General features: G+C 61.5%; 17 protein-coding genes. 9 read left to right on the forward strand and 8 right to left on the reverse strand.

The genetic code is table 11. The annotated features are described in order from the left end of the window. Window positions 1–74 precede the first annotated feature (74 nt). On the forward strand, window positions 75–989 hold the full coding sequence (locus L1075_RS11875) for a LysR family transcriptional regulator (protein WP_246922340.1): 915 nt from the start codon (window positions 75–77) through the stop codon (window positions 987–989). A gap of 67 nt (window positions 990–1,056) precedes the next feature. Here the strand turns inward: L1075_RS11875 and L1075_RS11880 are convergent, their stop codons facing one another. Both L1075_RS11880 and L1075_RS11885 read right to left on the reverse strand, forming a co-directional pair. Beyond that, a complete protein-coding gene (locus L1075_RS11880) occupies window positions 1,057–2,700 on the reverse strand; it encodes an ATP-binding protein (RefSeq protein ID WP_246942022.1) in 1,644 nt (547 codons plus the stop codon). 5 nt (window positions 2,701–2,705) lie between these two features. Then, window positions 2,706–3,425: a response regulator gene (locus L1075_RS11885; RefSeq protein ID WP_075369471.1), complete on the reverse strand. Its 720-nt coding sequence runs from the start codon at window positions 3,423–3,425 to the stop codon at window positions 2,706–2,708. A gap of 544 nt (window positions 3,426–3,969) precedes the next feature. On the opposite strand from L1075_RS11885, the gene L1075_RS11890 reads away from it, so the two are divergent. From L1075_RS11890 to gnd, 3 genes are all read left to right on the forward strand, one after another. Further along, entirely contained in the window at window positions 3,970–6,891 is a 2,922-nt protein-coding gene (locus tag L1075_RS11890) for a ribonucleoside-diphosphate reductase subunit alpha (RefSeq protein WP_246942024.1), read from the forward strand. Between the two features lie 114 nt (window positions 6,892–7,005). After that, a complete protein-coding gene (locus L1075_RS11895; RefSeq protein WP_075369469.1) occupies window positions 7,006–8,262 on the forward strand; it encodes a ribonucleotide-diphosphate reductase subunit beta in 1,257 nt (418 codons plus the stop codon). Window positions 8,263–8,387: 125 nt separating this feature from the next. Then, window positions 8,388–9,365 (forward strand): phosphogluconate dehydrogenase (NAD(+)-dependent, decarboxylating), encoded by a 978-nt coding sequence (gene gnd / locus L1075_RS11900; RefSeq protein ID WP_075369468.1) that lies wholly within the window; start codon window positions 8,388–8,390, stop codon window positions 9,363–9,365. A 51-nt stretch (window positions 9,366–9,416) separates the two neighbouring features. Here the strand turns inward: gnd and L1075_RS11905 are convergent, their stop codons facing one another. Beyond that, on the reverse strand, window positions 9,417–10,331 hold the full coding sequence (locus L1075_RS11905) for a LysR substrate-binding domain-containing protein (protein ID WP_040239678.1): 915 nt from the start codon (window positions 10,329–10,331) through the stop codon (window positions 9,417–9,419). Window positions 10,332–10,550: 219 nt separating this feature from the next. Between L1075_RS11905 and hglS the strand changes: the two genes are divergently transcribed. Further along, complete coding sequence (gene hglS, locus L1075_RS11910) at window positions 10,551–11,918, forward strand: 2-oxoadipate dioxygenase/decarboxylase HglS (RefSeq protein ID WP_246942026.1); 1,368 nt, start codon at window positions 10,551–10,553, stop codon at window positions 11,916–11,918. Window positions 11,919–12,057: 139 nt separating this feature from the next. Here hglS and L1075_RS11915 read toward each other — a convergent pair whose 3' ends face one another. Continuing rightward, entirely contained in the window at window positions 12,058–12,813 is a 756-nt protein-coding gene (locus L1075_RS11915; protein ID WP_075369566.1) for a M15 family metallopeptidase, read from the reverse strand. A gap of 117 nt (window positions 12,814–12,930) precedes the next feature. Here L1075_RS11915 and L1075_RS15755 point away from each other — a divergent pair, with 117 nt between their 5' ends. Then, entirely contained in the window at window positions 12,931–13,053 is a 123-nt protein-coding gene (locus L1075_RS15755; RefSeq protein ID WP_257125191.1) for a hypothetical protein, read from the forward strand. A gap of 103 nt (window positions 13,054–13,156) precedes the next feature. Here L1075_RS15755 and L1075_RS11920 read toward each other — a convergent pair whose 3' ends face one another. The 3 genes from L1075_RS11920 to L1075_RS11930 all read right to left on the reverse strand — a co-directional run bounded on the left by L1075_RS11920 (window position 13,157) and on the right by L1075_RS11930 (window position 15,160). Then, complete coding sequence (locus tag L1075_RS11920; RefSeq protein WP_246942028.1) at window positions 13,157–13,693, reverse strand: carboxypeptidase regulatory-like domain-containing protein; 537 nt, start codon at window positions 13,691–13,693, stop codon at window positions 13,157–13,159. A 26-nt stretch (window positions 13,694–13,719) separates the two neighbouring features. Then, a complete protein-coding gene (locus L1075_RS11925) occupies window positions 13,720–14,346 on the reverse strand; it encodes a YbhB/YbcL family Raf kinase inhibitor-like protein (protein ID WP_040239674.1) in 627 nt (208 codons plus the stop codon). Between the two features lie 106 nt (window positions 14,347–14,452). Next, window positions 14,453–15,160, reverse strand: a complete 708-nt coding sequence (locus L1075_RS11930) for an extensin-like domain-containing protein (protein ID WP_246942030.1) — start codon at window positions 15,158–15,160, stop codon at window positions 14,453–14,455. A 125-nt stretch (window positions 15,161–15,285) separates the two neighbouring features. On the opposite strand from L1075_RS11930, the gene L1075_RS11935 reads away from it, so the two are divergent. Then, window positions 15,286–15,714: a hypothetical protein gene (locus L1075_RS11935; protein ID WP_246942032.1), complete on the forward strand. Its 429-nt coding sequence runs from the start codon at window positions 15,286–15,288 to the stop codon at window positions 15,712–15,714. Window positions 15,715–16,012: 298 nt separating this feature from the next. On the opposite strand, the gene L1075_RS11940 is transcribed toward L1075_RS11935, so the two are convergent. Further along, on the reverse strand, window positions 16,013–17,647 hold the full coding sequence (locus tag L1075_RS11940) for a BCCT family transporter (RefSeq protein WP_246942034.1): 1,635 nt from the start codon (window positions 17,645–17,647) through the stop codon (window positions 16,013–16,015). Between the two features lie 208 nt (window positions 17,648–17,855). Here L1075_RS11940 and L1075_RS11945 point away from each other — a divergent pair, with 208 nt between their 5' ends. Both L1075_RS11945 and L1075_RS11950 read left to right on the forward strand, forming a co-directional pair. Beyond that, a complete protein-coding gene (locus L1075_RS11945; protein WP_246942036.1) occupies window positions 17,856–18,449 on the forward strand; it encodes a YqaA family protein in 594 nt (197 codons plus the stop codon). Window positions 18,450–18,569: 120 nt separating this feature from the next. After that, the gene (locus tag L1075_RS11950; RefSeq protein ID WP_246942038.1) at window positions 18,570–19,565 is read left to right on the forward strand and encodes an LLM class flavin-dependent oxidoreductase; all 996 of its coding nucleotides are present in this window, start codon (window positions 18,570–18,572) and stop codon (window positions 19,563–19,565) included. Window positions 19,566–19,590: the final 25 nt, after the last annotated feature.

Consider the following 19,590-nt stretch of genomic DNA (forward strand, 5'->3'; position numbering starts at 1 on the left):
GGCAGTCTCGCTGGCGGCAGTGCGTGAATCAAACTAAATTAACTAATCATCAAAATGAACGGCTCTCATATATCATGCTCGAGCTTCGCCATCTCCGCACCTTGATCGCACTACGTGACGCCGGCTCGCTCGTCGAGGCCGCCGAACGGGTGCATCTCACCCAATCGGCGCTCTCGCATCAGATCAAGGATCTCGAGGAGCGCCTGGACACGCCCCTGTTCCAGCGCAAGACACGCCCGGTCACCTTTTCGCGGGCGGGCGAGCGCCTGCTCGCACTGGCCGAACAGATCCTGCCACAGATCCGCATGGCGGAACGCGACCTGGCACGCCTGGCCGGCCATGAACAAGGGCGCTTGCACATGGCCATCGAATGCCATAGCTGCTTTCAATGGTTAATGCCGACTATCGATCACTTTCGCGATCACTGGCCGGAAGTCGAGGTCGACATTCCCAGCGGCTACAGTTTCGATGCTTTGCCGTCGCTGGCGCGGGAGTCGCTGGATTTGGTGATCACCGCCGACCCCCAGCCGTTGGCCGGCATTCATTACGAGCCGTTGTTTCGCTACGAAGGACTACTTGCGGTGGGCAAGCAGCACACCCTGGCACGCCGCGACTGGGTGACCCCCGAAGAGCTGGCGCACGAAACATTGATCACCTATCCGGTGGAGCACACACGCCTCGATGTTTTCACTCAGTTCCTGACCCCGGCGGGTTTCACGCCCGCCGAAGTGCGCACCGCCGAGTTGACGATCATGATGATGCAGTTGGTGGCCAGCGGCCGGGGGGTCTGCGCACTTCCCAACTGGGCGCTCACCGAGTACCTGGAGCGCGGTTATGTGCGCGCCCTGCATCTCGGCGAGCAGGGAGTGTGGAGCACGCTGTTCGCAGCGATTCGCGAGGAGAGCCGTGACGAGCCGTGGATGGAGGACTTCCTGCGCACCGCGCGCGAGACCTCCTTCTCGGTACTCGAGGGGATCAAGCCGGCGTAGCCACTTCTCGTCGCCACGCTTTCACGCCAGCGCTTGCGGCATGCAAGTCTGCCGAATGCGATAGCGGTCACGCATCGCCTATGCGGCGTCCCCACGCGTGGCGTGGCTCACCCTGGAGCATATCCGGCGTCGGCAGCAACAGGCTGAAGCGCGCCCCGCCGAGCCGTTGGCTGCGTTCGACCACGACGCTGCCGCCATGCCAGGCCATGATTTTCTGTACGATGGAGAGCCCCAGGCCATAACCGCCTGAGCGCCGCGTTCGACTGTCGTCGAGACGCGCGAAGGGTTTGAAGATCAACAAGCGGTCGGCTTCGGGAACCCCCGCGCCATCGTCTTCGACATCCAGCCGCACGGCCCGTGCTTCCCGCGTTACGCTCACATGGATATGCCCTTCCGCATGGCGACAGGCGTTGGCCACGAGATTGGAAAGCGCACGCTGCAGATAACGCGGATCGGCCTCGACATCGACACCCTCGCCTTCCAAGACCTCCAAGCGCAAATGCGCGTGCAGCGGCGCCAAGGTATCGACCACGCGATGGGCCATGGCACGACAGTCGGTGGTCTCGGTGGCGAGCTGGATGCCCTGGGCGCTGTCACTCCCCAGGCGGGCGTAGGTCAGAATCTCGTCAACGAGTTGATCGAGCTCTTCGATATCCCCATCGATGTCCTGCAACTGGCGCCGCACCACGGGTTCTTCGGTCATGTCTTCGACCATCTGCACCGCGAAACGGATACGTGCTACCGGAGTGCGCAATTCATGAGAGACGGCACGGATCATTTCCTGCTGCGTACGCAACAACGATTGCACCTGCGCTGCCATGCCGTTGAAGGCCATCCCCAGCCGCCCGAGAAAGTCGTTGCTCTCGACCTTGACGCGGGTATCCAGGTTACCCCCGGCGATGCGTGTGGCAGCGCGCTCCAGGCGCTCCACACGCCCTTCGACACCGCGCACCACGAAGTAGATGGTACCCGCCAGCACCAGCAACATGATGCCCAACAGGACCAGTGCCAACGAGATAGGCATCGGTTCGAAGGACGGGATGGGGCCGATATTGAGCCAGCGATCCGCCCCCAGCCGCGCATGCACATACAACACGCCGAGTCCTGGCTCGAGACGCACGACGACTTCCCCGCCCTCAAGGCGCGACTGCTGGATAGGATCGACACCCGAGGGTGGCGTCGGCGAGACCTCCAGCGGGATCTTGAAGACACGCTGAAGGCGCGCCAGACGCTCGGCGCGCTCATCTTCCGAGACGCCACTGAGCCACGTTCGCAGCGCCTCGGTCGCACCGCGTAACTGCATCTCCTTGAGCCCACCGACACGCACTTCCAACAGCCAAGGTGTATCCGGCAGACGCCGCAGCACCGACCATGCCGCATCATGACGCTCGACCAGCGGACGTCCTTCGTTGAGCCTCGATCGGTCGAAATAACTCAGCGAGACGTCATCGATGGGATGCAACGTCATGGGAACGCCCAATGTCGATGACATCGATGCCAGCCATTCGTCGCGCTCGTCGACCGGTTGCTCGGCGGCCAGATGCGCAAGCACCTGCATCGGGCCACTCGCCAGGCGCTCGCGGTAATTCTCCTGGCGCACCTGATCGACCGCCAGGTACCCCAGCAATGCGAGTCCGAATGTCAGCACCAACGCCAGCAACAACAAGGCGTAAACGCGCAGGAAAGTGCTGTCCGACAGGGTTCGCCGCATCAACGTTAGCTATCCTTGACGAACAGATACCCTTTACTGCGCACGGTCTTGATCCGGTGCGGTTGGTTGGGATCGTCGCCGATCTTGGGCCGAATACGCGAGACCCGCACATCGATCGAGCGATCCTGGCCGTCATACTTGATGCCCCGCAGCTGCGAAAAGATTTCCTCGCGGGTCAGCACACGGCCGGCATTGCCGGCCAACAGCCACAACAGGTCGAACTCGGCACTGGTCAAGTCGATGCGCTCGTCGTTGAGCCAGGCTTCGCGCGTGGCGCTATCGATGAGCAGGTCGCCGAAGTTCAGCCGGGTAGCACCGCTGGCGGCGTCCAGAGCATCGGCACGACGCAACAGGGCGCGCATGCGCGCCAGTAGCACGCGCGGCTGCACCGGCTTGGGCACATAGTCGTCGGCACCCATTTCGAGCCCCAGCACCTGGTCCATGTCGTCGGTACGCGCGGTCAACATGAGAATGGGGCCGGCATAGTGGGCACGCACGCGTCGACAAATGGAAAGACCATCCTCGCCGGGCAACATGAGGTCGAGAATGACCATATCCGGCTGCTCGTCGAGAATACGCTCCACGGCACGTGCACCGTCGTATTCCAGATCGACCTGGAATTCATTCGCCTCGAGGTACTCCCGCGTCAGATGCGCCAGCCGCTCGTCGTCCTCTATGATCAGGACGTGATCGTGATGTCTGCTGCTGTCCAAGCTGTCATCCATCCCTTTACATTAATGCCATGAAGCCCTGCCTACCTTCGGCCTTGTCGTGCGAGTTCCGTTCGTCTTTATTTTGTATTCTTCACGCTATCCAGAGAGACTCCGCCGGAATAAGCGGTGCGACAAAGGGGTGCATGCCGCCACTCCCTACCATAGCGGATAGCAAGCGATGATACCCGAATTCACTCTCGAGTAGCTGTCGAGCATCATAGAGATCGCCACGCTGATTGAAAAATCGTCGCGTGGCAGCGAGTTATAGATTTCTTGACGGAGCGCAAGAATAGCCCCCAAGAGAGACACAGACTATCCACAACTTATCCACTTGCGACCCCCGCGAAACAGCTCTATCTTGTGCTCATCATCAAGACCTACCCCATATCTAGGGATCACAGTATTTCGCGTGCTCGTCCCGAATGGGCCTCTTCAGGCACGAAAATGCCGAGACAAGACGGCTAATTCGGCCATCGTCGCCATAACGTTCGACTTCTCGCGATGCGACATGAACGGCGACACCTTTTCCCTTGGACCGTAACGACAGGAAGGCGTCATGGATACCACTCTTTCTTCCCCTGACAAGGCGTCAGTAGACATCACCGCGCCGCAGCGACTGCGTGTCATCAAGCGAGGCGGTGATGTTGCGGCCTTTGATGGCAGCAAGATCTCGGTGGCGATCACCAAGGCATTCATCGCCACCGAGGGCGATAACGCCGCAGCATCGTCACGCATCCGTGACTTCGTCCATGAGGCGACCCAGAGCATCGTCGACACCTTCCTGCGTCGTATGCCCGATGGCGGCACCCTGCATATCGAAGACATCCAGGACCAAGTCGAGCTGGCCCTGATGCGCGCCGGCGAGCAGAAAGTCGCCCGCGCCTATGTGCTGTACCGCGAAGAACATGCCCGTGCCCGTCAGCCCCAGAACGGCGATATCGCCAAACCGCACCCCAGCCTCAACGTCACGCAGGCCGATGGCACCGTGCGTCCGCTGGATCTGGGCCGGGTCGAGACACTGGTGTTTGACGCCTGCGAAGGGCTCACCAACGTCGAGCCACAGAAGATCGTCGATGCGTCGCTGAAGAATCTCTATGACGGCGTTTCCATCGATGGTGTATCGCAAGCGCTGACGATGACCGCGCGCACCTTGGTCGAAAAAGAGCCCAACTATACCTACGCCACCGCGCGACTCTTGCAGGACAACCTGCGTCGCGAGGCACTCTCCTTCCTGGATATTGTCGACGAAGCGACTTACCAGGAAATGGCCGACCTCTACGCGCCGGCCTTCAAGGCCTACATCGCCAAGGGCATCGCATTCGACCAGCTCGATCCGCAGCTTGCCGAGTTCGATCTCGAGCGCCTCGGTGCAGCGCTGGATCACACCCGCGATGCCCAGTTCACCTACCTCGGCCTGCAGACGCTTTACGACCGCTACTTTCTGCACCATGACGACATCCGCTACGAACTCCCGCAGGTAATGTTCATGCGTGTCGCCATGGGCCTGGCGCTCAACGAGGACGATCGCGAAGCGCGTGCCATCGAATTCTACGAGCTGCTCTCGAGCTTCGATTACATGGCCTCCACGCCGACGCTGTTCAACGCCGGCACCGTCAAGAGCCAGCTCTCTTCATGCTATCTCACCACCGTGCCCGATCAGCTCGATGGCATCTACGGTGCGATTCGCGACAACGCCATGCTCTCCAAGTGGGCCGGCGGCCTGGGCAACGACTGGACCCCGGTGCGCGCGCTGGGCTCCTACATCAAGGGCACCAACGGCAAGTCGCAAGGCGTGGTGCCGTTCCTCAAGGTGGTGAACGATACCGCCGTGGCCGTCAACCAGGGTGGCAAGCGCAAGGGCGCGGTCTGCGCCTATCTCGAGACCTGGCATCTCGACGTCGAGGAGTTTCTCGAACTGCGCAAGAATACCGGCGACGACCGCCGCCGTACCCACGACATGAACACCGCCAACTGGGTGCCGGACCTGTTCATGAAGCGGGTCTTCGACGACGAAGAATGGACGCTATTCTCGCCGTCCACCTGCCCCGACCTACACGACCTGTACGGCGCCGCCTTCGAGAAGCGCTACACCGAGTACGAGGAAATGACCCGCAACGGACAGCTCAAACTGTTCAAGCGCGTCAAGGCCAAGGACTTGTGGCGCAAGATGCTGTCCATGCTGTTCGAAACTGGCCATCCGTGGATCACCTTCAAGGACCCGTGCAACCTGCGCAGCCCGCAGAACCATGCCGGCGTCGTGCATAGCTCCAACTTGTGCACGGAGATCACCCTCAACACCTCGGCGGACGAAATCGCCGTGTGCAACCTGGGCTCGGTCAATCTGGCGCAGCACATCGTCGACGGCGAACTCGACGGCGATAAGCTGAAGAAGACCGTCAAGACGGCCGTGCGCATGCTCGATAACGTCATCGACATCAACTACTACGCCGTGCCGCAGGCAGAGCGCTCCAACTTCAAGCACCGCCCGGTGGGGCTGGGCTTGATGGGCTTTCAGGACGCACTCTATAAGCGTGGGATCGCCTATGCGTCTCAAGAGGCCGTTGAATTCTCCGACACCTCGATGGAGCTGATCAGCTATCACGCCATCGAAGCCTCCAGCGATCTGGCCGCCGAGCGTGGGCGCTATCAAAGCTTCGAAGGCTCGCTATGGAGCAAGGGCGTATTGCCCATCGACTCGATCGCGAACCTGGCCGAAGAGCGCGGCGCCGACTATATCGAGGTGGATACCTCCACCACGCAAGATTGGGCACGTCTGCGCGACAAGGTCACCAGCCAAGGAATGCGCAACTCCAACGTCATGGCGATCGCACCGACCGCGACGATCTCCAACATCTGTGGCGTGACGCAGTCCATCGAGCCGACCTACCAGAACCTGTTCGTCAAATCGAACCTTTCCGGCGAGTTCACCGTGGTCAACGCCTACATGGTCAACGACCTCAAAGAGCGCGGCCTGTGGGACGAGGTCATGATCAACGATCTCAAGTATTACGATGGCTCCGTGCAGCCCATCGACCGTGTGCCGGACGACCTCAAGGCCCGCTATGCCAGTGCCTTCGAGGTCGAACCCAAGTGGCTGGTCGAGGCCGCCGCCCGTCGCCAGAAGTGGATCGACCAGGCCCAGTCGCTGAACCTCTACATCGCCGGCGTTTCGGGCAAGAAGCTCGACGTCACCTATCGCATGGCCTGGTTCCGTGGTCTCAAGACCACCTATTACCTGCGTGCGCTGGGCGCCACCTCGGTGGAAAAATCCACCGTCGATCGCGGCAACCTCAATGCCGTGGGCAACGCCGATAGCGGTGCGGCGCCATCGACTCAGCCCGCCGCCAGCCCAGCGGCCAGTGGCGCCTCCGGCGAAGCACGCGGCATCGACGACTTCCTGAACGGCAAGAGTGGCAGCGGCTCGCGAGCGCCTTCGGCAGGCGATATCGACGAGCTCGGCTGCGAGGCTTGCCAGTAAACCCGGCTACGGGCTACGAGTTTCGGGCAGCGAGCCGCTCGAAGCTCGAAGCGAACACAGTCTAGCCACCGGCGTCATGCCCTGACGCCGCCAGCGAAAGAACAGGACAGACATATGTTGAACTGGGACGAATTCCACGAAGACACGGTTGATGACGAGAGTGCCGCCGCCAAGCCTCAGAAGCCCGCGCCGGCCACTAATCCGGCAGCGCAACCTGCGGCCCCGGAACCCGAGCAAGTGCGCGAAAGCGCATCACGCTACCAGGTAGCCGATGAAGATCGGCTAGCGCGCGCCCGCAAGTCCCTGGACGAGCTCGATGTCGCTGCCGGCTTGGAAGAGCTGGAAATGGGCGCAGCGCGTATCGAGGTCGACGACAAGAAGATGATCAACGCTCGCGCCGACCTCAATCAGTTGGTGCCTTTCAAGTATGAGTGGGCGTGGCAGAAGTACCTGGACGGCAGCGCCAATCACTGGATGCCCCAGGAAGTGAACATGAACGCCGACATTGCACTGTGGAAAAGCAATGACGGCCTGACCGAAGACGAGCGCCGTATCGTCGAGCGCAGTCTGGGGTATTTCTCGACCGCCGACTCGCTGGTCGCCAACAACCTGGTGCTGGCGCTTTATCGCCTGATCACCAATCCCGAATGCCGCCAGTACCTGCTGCGCCAGGCGTTCGAAGAAGCGATTCACACTCACGCTTACCAGTACTGCGTGGAATCGCTGGGCATGGATGAAGGCGAGGTCTTCAACATGTATCGCGAGGTGCCCTCGGTCGCCGCCAAGTCGGCGTGGAGCCTCAAGCACACCCAGTCGCTGGCGCGTCCGGACTTCCACACCGGCACGCCGGAAACCGATCAGGAGCTGTTGCGCAATCTGATCGCCTTCTACTGCGTGACGGAAGGCATCTTCTTCTATTGCGGCTTCAGTCAGATCCTCTCCATGGGTCGGCGCAACAAGATGACCGGCGTCGCCGAGCAGTTCCAGTACATCCTGCGCGACGAATCGATGCACCTGAACTTCGGCGTCGACATGATCAATCAGATCAAGATCGAGAATCCGCACCTGTGGACGCCCGAATTCCAGGACGAGGTCACCCAGATGATCATCGAGGGCACCGAACTGGAAATCGCCTATGCGCGCGATTCCATGCCGCGTGGCGTGCTGGGCATGAACGCCGCGATCATGGAGGAGTACCTGCACTTCATCTGTAACCGCCGCCTGGCGCAGATCGGCCTGAAGGAGCAGTACCCTGGCGCAGAGAACCCGTTCCCGTGGATGAGCGAGATCATCGACCTGCGCAAGGAGAAGAACTTCTTCGAGACGCGCGTCACGGAATACCAGGTCGGCGGCGCCCTGAGCTGGGATTGACACCTCACATGTAAGGTTTCGAGTGGGCCGTGTCATGCGACATGGCCCGCTTTGCGTCATGTACTCGGTATCGGTAGGCTTGCCGCCGTTCCCACTCCCTACCCGACATCGCGAAAGGTAAGAACATGCAACTCGGTATCATCGGACTCGGCCGCATGGGCGGCAATATCGCCCGACGCTTGATGCGCGGCGGCCACGACGTCGTCGCCCATGACCGCGATCAATCCATCGCCTCGGCGTTGATCGAGGACGGTGCCGCCCCGGCGGACTCCTTGGCTACGCTGGTGGATCAACTGGAAACGCCACGCGTGGTGTGGGTCATGCTACCTGCCGGCGACCCCACCGAGGAAACGGTCAATGCCTTGGCCGAGCGGATGGACGCCGGCGACATCATCATCGACGGCGGTAATACCTTCTACAAGGACGACATTCGCCGCGCCAAGGCGCTAGCGCTCACGGGCATCCATTACGTGGACGTGGGCACCTCGGGCGGCGTTTGGGGATTGGAGCGCGGCTACTGCATGATGGTCGGCGCCGAGCAAGAGATCTTCGCTCATCTCGATCCACTGTTCGATACCCTGGCGCCCGGTCACGGTAATCTGGAGCGCACGCATGGCCGCAACGCCCCGCATGACAGCGCCGAGCGTGGCTATATCCATGCCGGCCCGGTAGGCGCCGGGCATTACGTGAAGATGGTCCACAACGGGATCGAGTACGGCCTGATGCAAGCCTACGCCGAAGGCTTCGAGTTGATGCAGAGCAAGTCATCGCCGGACCTTCCGGAAGACGAACGTTTCGATCTCAACCTCGCCGACGTAGCCGAAGTCTGGCGTCGCGGCAGCGTGGTCTCATCCTGGCTGCTCGACCTCACCGCCCAGGCCCTGACCGGCGACCCCAAGCTCGATCATTACTCCGGCGCCGTCGCCGACAGTGGCGAAGGCCGCTGGACCATCGACGCCGCCGTCGAGCAAGGCGTCTCCACCCCGGTACTAGCCAACGCCCTGTTCGCGCGTTTCAACTCGCGCAAGGACAGCACCTACGCCAATCGTTTGCTCTCAGCGATGCGCTTCGGTTTCGGCGGCCACGTCGAACCGCCGAAGTGAGCGCTGATTGAAAGCCGTGGAGCCTGCCGCCGGAAGCGCCGGCGGCAGGCACTAGCGCAACGCCCCGGCTGGCGCATCCACCTCGGCACACGTCAGCACATGAGTGACGAAACGGCGCACACGCACGAGTTCGCCGAGATGCTCGGGGTGCACCAGGTAGTAGGCGTCGGGTCCCTTGAGGACGTGCGGCCAGGCCAGAGACAGTCGGCCTTCGGCCAGCTCGGTGTCGACGAAGAAACGCGGCACCAGGGCAAGACCACCGCCACTCATCGCCGTGCGGATCAGCATCTGGAAGGTCTCGAAGCGAGTGCCGTGGTAACTGCGCTCGGTGGTGATTCCCTGGCCGGCGAACCAGCGGTGCCAGGCATCAGGGCGCGTGGAGAGGTGCAGCAGGCGGCACTCGGCCAGCTCTGCGGCACTCGCCGGCTGCTGACGAGCTAGAAATTCGGGGGCGCCGACCGCGACCACCTCCTCGTCGAACAACTTGTGGCACTCCAGTTTCGGCCAGCGACCATGCCCGTGGAAGACGGCCACGTCGATACCTGCCTGATCCAGGTCGAAGGGCTCGACATGGTCGCTAACGCTGAGGTCGATGTGCGGGTTGGCGTTCAGGAAGTCGGGCAACTGGCGGGCCAGCCAGCGGGCCCCGAAGGTCGGCAGGCAGGCCACTCGCAACACCTCGCCCTGCCCGCTGTAGCTCATGATCGCGTTCGCTGACATCTCGATCCGGGCCAGAATCTTGCGTACTTCAGTAAGGTACAGCGCGCCCTCCGGCGTCAGCACCAGGGTGCGGCGCACACGCCGGAACAGCTTGTGCTGCAGGTACGCTTCGAGTTGCGCCACTTGCTTGCTGATGGCGCTCTGGGTAATGCTCAGTTCGTCGGCGGCACGTGTGAAACTCATATGCCGTGCAGCCGCCTCGAAGCACTGCATGGTGATGGTCGAGGGCAGGTGGCGTGCCGTCATGCGTCTTCTCCGCGACGGAATGAATTCGCAACGCTCATGCTGAAATCTCATGCCCAGGTTTTATTCAAAGCGTTCAAGCGTAATACATGAGCTAAAGGAATGGGTAGCGCGCTTTTTTTCGTTTGCCGATGCGATGGGGCTCTGGTCTCATCACCTCCATGATGGACACCGCGCTCACGAACGGCGCTGGGCCCTTGTTCGACTTGAGAGGTACCTCCGATGACAACCCTCGTTTCCCATCACGAGATTCGTGACCGTTTTTCCAAGGCCATGTCGGCCATGTATCAGGACGAGGTGCCACAGTACGAAACCCTGCTCGAGCTGGTGGCGGAAGTGAACCGCGAGACCCTCGAGCGCGACCCCGAACTGGCCGAGCGACTCGCGACCCACGACGAACTGAATCGCCTCGGCGTCGAGCGGCACGGTGCCATTCGTGTCGGCAGTGCCGAGGAACTCGCCATGCTGCGCCGGTTGTTCGCGGTGATGGGCATGGTCCCGGTGGGCTACTACGACCTCTCCGAAGCCGGCGTGCCGGTACATTCCACCGCCTTCCGGCCCATCGACGACGAGGCCCTGGCGCGCAACCCCTTCCGTGTCTTCACGTCCTTGCTGCGCCTGGAACTGATCGAAAGCCCCGAGCTGCGCGAGCGTGCCGCCGGTATCCTCGCCAAGCGCGACATCTTCACGCCCGGCGCCCGGGAAATGATCGAGCTCAGCGAACGCCAGGGCAGCTTGACCGACGAGCAGGCCGAGCGTTTCGTGGCCGAGGCGCTGGAGACCTTCCGCTGGCACCAGGACGCCACCGTGGACCTGGACACCTACGAGGCACTGCATGCCGAGCATCGGCTGATCGCCGATGTGGTCTGTTTCCATGGGCCGCACATCAATCATCTGACGCCGCGCACCCTGGACATCGACGAGGTCCAGCGGCGGATGCCGGCGGCGGGAATGAACCCCAAGGAAGTCATCGAAGGTCCGCCGCGTCGCGCCTGCCCGATCCTGCTGCGCCAGACCAGCTTCAAGGCCCTGGAGGAGCCGACCCGCTTCGCCGGCGATCGCCAGGGCACCCACACCGCACGCTTCGGCGAGATCGAACAGCGCGGCGTGGCGCTGACGGCCGAGGGACGCGCCCTCTACGACCGGCTGCTCGGCGAGTCGCGCCGACGCACCGCCGGCCTGACCAACGAGGCGCACCAGCGCGTGCTGGCCGAGGTCTTCGCCGACTTCCCGGATAGCGAGGCTGAGCTGCGCCGCCAGGGCCTGGCCTTCTTCGAATACCGGGCGACCGAAGCGGGACGCGAGGCTGGCGCGGTCGCCGAGACCGAGGTCGAGCGGTTGATCGAGCAGGGACTGATCACGGCCCGGCCGATCACCTACGAGGATTTCCTGCCGGTCAGCGCGGCCGGCATCTTTCAATCGAACCTCGGCGGTGACGGTAGCCAGGCCTATGCCGGTCACGCCAATCGCGAAGCCTTCGAGGAGGCACTGGGCGCGCCGGTCACCTACGAGCTGACGCTCTATGCCGAACGCGAGCGGAGTTCTCTGGATGCCGCCCTGACGTCTCTGGGCATCCCGCCAGTCCGCTAGGCGCTGTCTGAAAAGTCGACGAGCGAAGGTCAGACAAGGCAAAAATCAGCGAAAAGGCGGAGTTTACGGAGTGTAAATGAGCATTTTGAGCTGATTTTTAACGCAGTATGGCCGAGCGCAGACAGTTTTCAGACAATGCCTAGGCGTCCTGCCCCAGCGAACGCCGCCAGCGAGCCTCCAGGCTATCGGGGCCGCTGGGCCCGAACAGTGCGCGGGATTCGCCGCGATACCAGGCCCACATCTGGTCGCCGTAGCTGTAGTGCCACCACTCGCTGGGCAGGTTGGCGAAGCCGGCATCAACCATGGCGTGGTAAAGCACTCGCCGCCGATCACGGTAAGTCCGCGTCGCGGCGTCATGGGCATGATGCTCGAAGTAGACGGTATGCGAGGCGGGCCGCGCTTCATCGAATGCCGAGCCCATCTCCAGCAGCATCCCATCAGCATCGCATAGCGCTACATCCACCGCCCCACCGGTGAGATGCGGGCTAGGGCACTCTGGTCGATCGCTGGGCGGCGAGACAAATGCCCGAGTCATCGCCCACAGGTCCGCCTCGTCGAGATCCGCGTAGCGCGCTTCCACCATTCCCAGCAGAGTGTCATACAGATGACGCTGCACGACATAGGGCCGCCAAGCATCCAGCACCACCAGTCCCAGGCCGTCCGGCAGGCTCTGAGCCACCTTGAGAAGCCGCCGATAGACCGCCTCCCGCGCCCAGCACTCGGGCACCGCCCCGGGGACCCCCAGGGCATGATAGAGGGGCAAGGTGCGCAGCATCGGCGCGGCGAGGCTGACCGGGTGCAACGCCCCGCCCTCGTCGACGATGGGAATGGCTGCGATCGCCTCCCACGGCGGCTCGGCGATGGGTTCGATGGGACAAAGCGTCGAGTCAGTCACGTTCAAGGGGTTCGTTTCCAAGAAGTGGCCATCATACGAACGGCCATGGGGGATAAGATTGATTCCAATCCGCAACCGGCGTAGCGTGAAGGCGTCGAATTCACAGGAGACTGGATCATGGCGGAAGCCAAGAGTGTCATCAAACGTGTCTACGTTCCCACCTATGTCCGCGATCTGCCCAATGGCGAGCGCGTGACGGTGCCCGGACACTACAAGAAGACACCCACGCACTCGAGCTGACGTCAGTGATCGGGGCACGCCTCGCCCTTGCGTGGGCAAGGAACGAACCATGAACGCCCTGCCGGTTGGCAGGGCGTTTGTCATTGATCCCATACATCGCGCGTCAGCGGCTCAGGTCGACCTCACGCGTCTGACCGACGCCGACCTCGATTTGCTTCAGGATCAGCGGGCTGCGCGAACCGTCAGGCAGGCGCACGCTTCCGGCCACATAGAACACTCCCGCAGGGATACCGGTAGCCTCGAAATATCCGTTGTCGTTGGTCTTGGCGTAATGCGTATACTCACGGGCACGTGGGTCCGCAGGCTCGATGCGCTTCCCTGCCAGCGCGGCTTCGGCAGCCTCGGCGGAATAGCGCGTAGCCGGTGCGATCGACACGGTTTCGTTTTTGCCCACCAGCGTGCCGGCGGACGAGGACATGTAACGCAGCCGCCCTTTGACGACGCCTGAACCATGCTTATCCAGCTTGGCGTATTCCTCGGCAGGAAACGCAACTTGACGTTCGACGGCGCCCGCCGGCGTGCCTTCGCCGGCTTCCTCGATATCGACGGGCTGCGTCGGTCCACCTGTCGGTAGCATCTCGCAGCCGCTCAGCGCCAGTCCTACCAAGACCAGCCACCATCCCGTGTGTATATATCTCATTCCATGAGCCACCTTTGTGAACGAGCTTAACGTGCTAGCTCGGGATTGAGCGTGTAAGTACCCATCACGCTGGCTTGTTCGATGACATGTCCTTGCATGGCTTCGAGGACTTCATCACCGGTAAACTCGCCCTGAAGGCCCAGCGAGGCGACATCCAACGCATAGACGGTGAAGTGATAGCGGTGTACCAAGGTATCGTTCCACGGCGGGCATGGCCCATCATATCCCCCGTAGATACCTTCGAGTTGTTCGTCGTCGGCGAAGAAGTCCGTGTAGCTATTGATGCCGCGTACGCCCTTGCCGGTTTCGCCCGGCGCCTTGCCCATGGGCACGACTCCGTCGGCATCTTCGCCTTCGTCGATGCCGCTCACTTCCGCCGGAATGTCGATCAATACCCAGTGGTAGAAATCGGCTCGAGGCAGATCGACCGGTACGCTTCGCCCTTCCTGGTTGACGCCGGTAGGGTCCGTGGGTGCATCCGTATCGACCACCAACAACGCGAGGCTACGCGTCCCGGCGGGCACATCGTGCCAACGAACACGCGGGTTGCGATTGTCACTGAAACGAAGGTGCTGCTCGGGATCGGGAATGGCGAACGCAAAGCGTTCGGGAATAGCTTCACCGTCGATGATGTCCTGCACGTCGATGCGCATGCGGCTGCCTCCTGGTAGTCCGTGGCGAAGAAGATGACGTCCCTCAGTTTGGCACATCCATGAGGTGATGCGCATAGGACGAACGGCGCGCCCATACTCGATGCCACTAGTGGCACAACGAGATGCCGCGCATGCCAAAATGGAAATGGTTGGCATGCGCGGCATTGTAATCCGGCCCTAGGGTAGTCCCGAACACGTCACAGGCGCCGTCGCGTACACGATGCAGGAAATTAGCCGCGTCATCATCGCCCTCCCAGTCGTCGAGCACGGACACACGGCGTCCGTCCGCTATCCGAAAAGCCGCTACATCGAGCGCTTCCGCAGTGGCATGGTCGCTGCGTCGGGCATTGTCGCGATGATAGATGTTGCGGCACGCGAAGCTTCCTAGATGACGTACCGACGCCACCGACTCACCAAACACCTCCCGCGCGGCCGGTTGCAGGCGTTGACGCTCGAACAACGCCCAGGCCACTACCAGCGGACAGCTGGCCACGAAGCTGGTATTGAAATCGACGCCGGCATGGCGCACGCGCACCACGTTTTTAAGTGGGCAGCCGGCAACGGGGATGTAATCCTCCAGCGGCGTGTAATTCAGCGTACCGGCAGGCGCGGAGTCGAGAACATTGCGGCATGCCTCGCGACTCCCCTTGAGCTGGCGCAACTTCCACTGCGTGACGGGGGTCAACGGGTCTTCGATGTGCAAGGGCTGAAAGGGATTCCAGGCACGAGGGACTGTCCAGACGTCCTTATCCAGAGCGATACCTGCAGCAATCACGGCGAAACTCAACGCGAGGAAGGCAAGCGACGGTTTCATGGCGCTCCCGGCATGGTGCAAAGCCTACAGTGTAGAGAACGCCAGCGCGCATATGACGATCATCCTGTGAGGCATATGAATTTGACCGATACTGTATGTACCCTCGATCTGAAAGGAGAACCATCATGCCACGCTGGATTCCACTCGCTTTCATCGCTGGCTTCTTCGCCGTGCTGTGCTTCCATCAGCCCATGGCGGGCTTGTTGCACGCCTACGCCATCGTGCCGTTTGCACCCTATGGCATGACAGCCGTCCCACCCCTGGGTATTCCTCAGTGGCTGTCGGCGAGCTTCTGGGGCGGTGTATGGGGGATCGTCATGCTGTGGATATTCACGCGTTTCCACGTCACGACCGGGCTGTGGTGGAAAAGCGTGTTGTTCGGCGGTATCGCCTTGACACTCGTGGCGCTGTTCATTGTCTTTCCGCTCAAGGGGCGCGGCCTCAACCTCGCCGGGTTCCCCATCGGCTTTTTGGTCAATGGCGCCTGGGGCATGGGCATCTGGGTCTTCGCACGCTGCTTCGGGCTTTGGAGAGTCTCACCACGGTCAACATGATCAACCCCACAACAAGGTGACCAGCAACGCCGATACGCCCACGATCAACGCGGTGAGCACGGCGATGCTCACCAGCCGATTCAACCAATCATCGACGCTGCCCCGGGAACGCACGGGGCCTCGTCTCTGACGACGAGTGGCACCTTGACGTCGCCGTCTACCTGCTTTGGCCACTTGGGGCATTCCTCACTCCGTGCATGCAATATTGCTTACCATAAGAGGTGACGCGCGTTTCCACCAGAGCCAACCTATAACGCCCGGCCAAAGCCGGGCGTTATAGGCGTCGTCAAGTGACGTATTATCCGCCTTCACGCGTATTGATACGCCGGTTGACCACATTCGGGGCGCGACGATATCGCTCGGCATCGGCCAATGTTTCGGCTTCAAAGGCGTCGGCGCCGACCGGGGTCTCACCGTGACGATGGTAGAGCGAGGTCAGCATTGCCTTGCGGTCCGCTCGCAACTCCTTGATCAAGACGATAATCATGCCATAGAGAATGAAGGTAAATGGCAATGCCGCCAGCACCGCAGCGGATTGCAGCCCGTTCAAGCCCCCTGCAACCAGCAAGGTGAGACAGATCGCGGCGATCAACACGCCCCATATAATCCGCTTCACCAAGGGCGGGTTCAGCGAGCCGCCATCGGTCATCTGCGAGACGATATACGTCGCCGAGTCGGCGGACGTCACCAGGAAGATGAAGATCAAAAACAGCGCCACCACCGACAGCACGTTGGAGAATGGCATCAAGTTGAACATTTGGAACAGCGCCACGGTGATATTGTCAGCGGTTGCCGAGGCCAACCCGACATCGCCGGTCAACTCCATGTTGAGCGCCGCACCGCCGAAGACACCGATCCATAGGCAGGCCAGCAGCGGTGGCACGAACAAGACGCCGAACACGTATTCCTTGATGGTCCGCCCGCGCGAGACACGCGCCACGAAGGTGCCCACGAACGGCGACCAGGCGATGACCCAAGCCCAGTAGAAAATCGTCCAGTTGCTCGCCCAAGTGTTATCGCTATACGGCGCGATACGCAGGCTCATCCCCACGATGTTTTGCAGGTAATCACCGATGCCCAGGGTGATGGTTTCGAGAATGGCCACGGTGGGGCCCGTGAACAGCACGTAGAACATCAACGCGAAGCACAGCGCCATGTTGAGGTTGGAAAGGCGCTTGATGCCCTTGTCCAGCCCCGACCAGGTGGAGACCATGTAACACAAAAACATCGCCCCCATGATGATGAACTGCCACGTCATGCCCTCTTCGACACCGAAGACCGCATGCAGGCCGCCGTTGATCTGCAGCACCGCCAGACCGATGGAGGTCGCCACCCCCATCACCGTCGCGACCACGGCAAAGACATCCAGCGCCGGTCCCAGCTTGCGCATCTTGGGACGCTTGGCGGTCATGCTCGAAAGCACGTTGGACACCAGTCCCGCCTGACCCTTGCGGAACTGATAATAGGCGATGATCAGCCCGACCACGGAAAACGCGGCCCACTGATGAATGCCCCAATTGAAGAAGCTGTATTGAATGGCATAGCGTGCCGCTTCCTCGGTGCCGCCTTCCATGTCACCGTAAGGTGGCTCGAGAAAGTGTGTCATCGGCTCGGCCATGCCATAAAATACCAACCCGACGCCAAACCCCGCCGCCAGCAGCATGCTGATCCACGAGAAAAAGCTGTAGGAGGGTGAGCTATCCTGTGGCCCCAGGCGGATCTTGCCGTACTTGCTAAAGGCCAGCGTCAGCAGGAACACCACGAACCCGAAGACCGAGAACAGGTAAAACCACCCAAAATAGTGTGAAATGGCTGATAATGCCGTTGATGCCGCCTCACCAAAGCCCTCGGGAAAGGCCGCACCAATGGCGACCAGAACCGCAATGATCAGGGCGGAGACGATAAATACGTATTGCCTTCCAATATTGGCCATGCAGCTATCCTCTTAGTCTCCGACGATACGGTGCCTCATGCACCTCTCGGGTTCTTATCACCGAGCTAGGCAAGCCTGCAATGGCCCATGGAACCAAAGCCAGGCACATGAGACCAAACGACAACGATGGCAAAACCGAAGCTGCACGACCATAACCGTTTTTTATATTTAAGCAAATAAGCCATTAAATTTTCTTGAAGAGCCTGTTATGCCGTCACCGACCCGCCTGGCATCCGCCACCGCTTGGCTTGAACGTCTCTCGCATTCACGGCACGCCTTGTCGCTTTTGTTTTTCGCCTCAGTGCTGGAAACCCTCCTGGTTCCGATTCCCATCGAGACCATTCTGATTCCCTGGATGCTGGCCCAGCCACGTCGCAAATGGCGCCTGGCAAGCGTCGCGCTGGCCGGTAACTTGGCCGCCGCCTGCATCGGCTACACCCTGGGGGCCTGGGCATTGAACACTTGGGGAACGACGCTCATTCCTTTGTTCGGTGGCCAGGAAGCTTATGCCGCCTTTCAGACGCGCATGGACAGCGACGGCTTTATGGCGGTGCTCGCGGTGGGCATTATCCCCATCCCCTTTCAGATCGCCATGCTCGCCGCCGGCTCGAGTGGCTATCCGCTTATACTTTTCTTGCTGGCCGCCTTGCTGGCGCGGGGCGTGCGTTATTTCGGTCTCGCCTTGCTGGTGCATTTCGCCGGCGATGCGGCCCTCTCGCTATGGCGTCGCCATGCACGTCCCATCGGCGCGTTGGGTATCGCACTATTCGGCGCGTGGCTCTGGCTTCAGTTCATGCCATGAGCGCCATGCATGGATTCACCATACCGTGAGCGTACCGGCTAACCTTGAGTTATGCCCTCGCCACCCCCACAGATAGGAAATATTGAGGACGCTAACGTTCACCCTATCCAAGAGGCCATCATGAGCCGACTCTCGCAGATTCCTCTGTCCGTGCTCGATCTCGCACCGATCTCGCATGACGGAACGCCCGCCGAAACCTTCGAACGTACGGTCGATCTCGCCCAGCTGACCGATACCCTGGGCTACAACCGTTATTGGCTGGCCGAGCACCACAACATCGACGGCATCGCCAGCGCCGCCACATCCTTGCTCATCGGCCATGTCGCCAGCAAGACGCAACGCATCCGCGTGGGCAGTGGCGGCATCATGCTGCCGAACCATCCGCCGCTAGTGGTCGCCGAACAATTCGGCACGCTGGAAACGCTCTACCCGGGACGCATCGACCTGGGCCTGGGACGCGCGCCCGGCTCCGATGGTGTGACCATGCAGGCCATGCGCCGCAACCCACGCGCCGGCGTCAATGACTTTCCCGACCGCCTGGCCGAACTACGCGGCTACCTGGGCGATGCCCTGCCCGATCAGCGCGTCAAGGCGATTCCCGGTCAGGGCACGCATGTACCGCTATGGCTGCTGGGCTCCAGCGACTTCAGCGCGCGCCTCGCCGCACAGCTCGGCCTGCCGTTTGCCTTCGCCGGCCAGTTCGCGCCGGGCTATATGCTCGAAGCCATCCAGCTCTATCGGCAAATGTTCCAACCTTCAGAGGTGCTGGACGCGCCTTATGTGATGCTAGGCATCCCACTGGTCGCCGCCGACAGCGACGCGCACGCACAGTATCTGGCCACCACCCAGCAGCAGAAGTTTCTCAACCTGATCCGCGGCAAGAGCACGCGGACTCTGCCGCCCGTCGAAGCACTCGACTGGTCGCCTCAGGAACGCGCCATGGTCAGCCAGAACCTCGGCGCCTCCATTGTCGGCGGACCCGATACGATCCGGGACGAACTCGAGAACTTCCTGGCGCAGACCCAAGCCGACGAACTGATGATCAACGGTGATTTCTACGACCATGACGACCGCCGTCGTTCGTACGAGATTCTCGCCGATGTCTGGAAGGGCTAAGCTAAGCCCCGCCACCCATCTGTCC

Origin of the sequence: Chromohalobacter beijerinckii, from assembly GCF_023061185.1 — a bacterium.
Lineage (GTDB): Bacteria > Pseudomonadota > Gammaproteobacteria > Pseudomonadales > Halomonadaceae > Chromohalobacter > Chromohalobacter beijerinckii.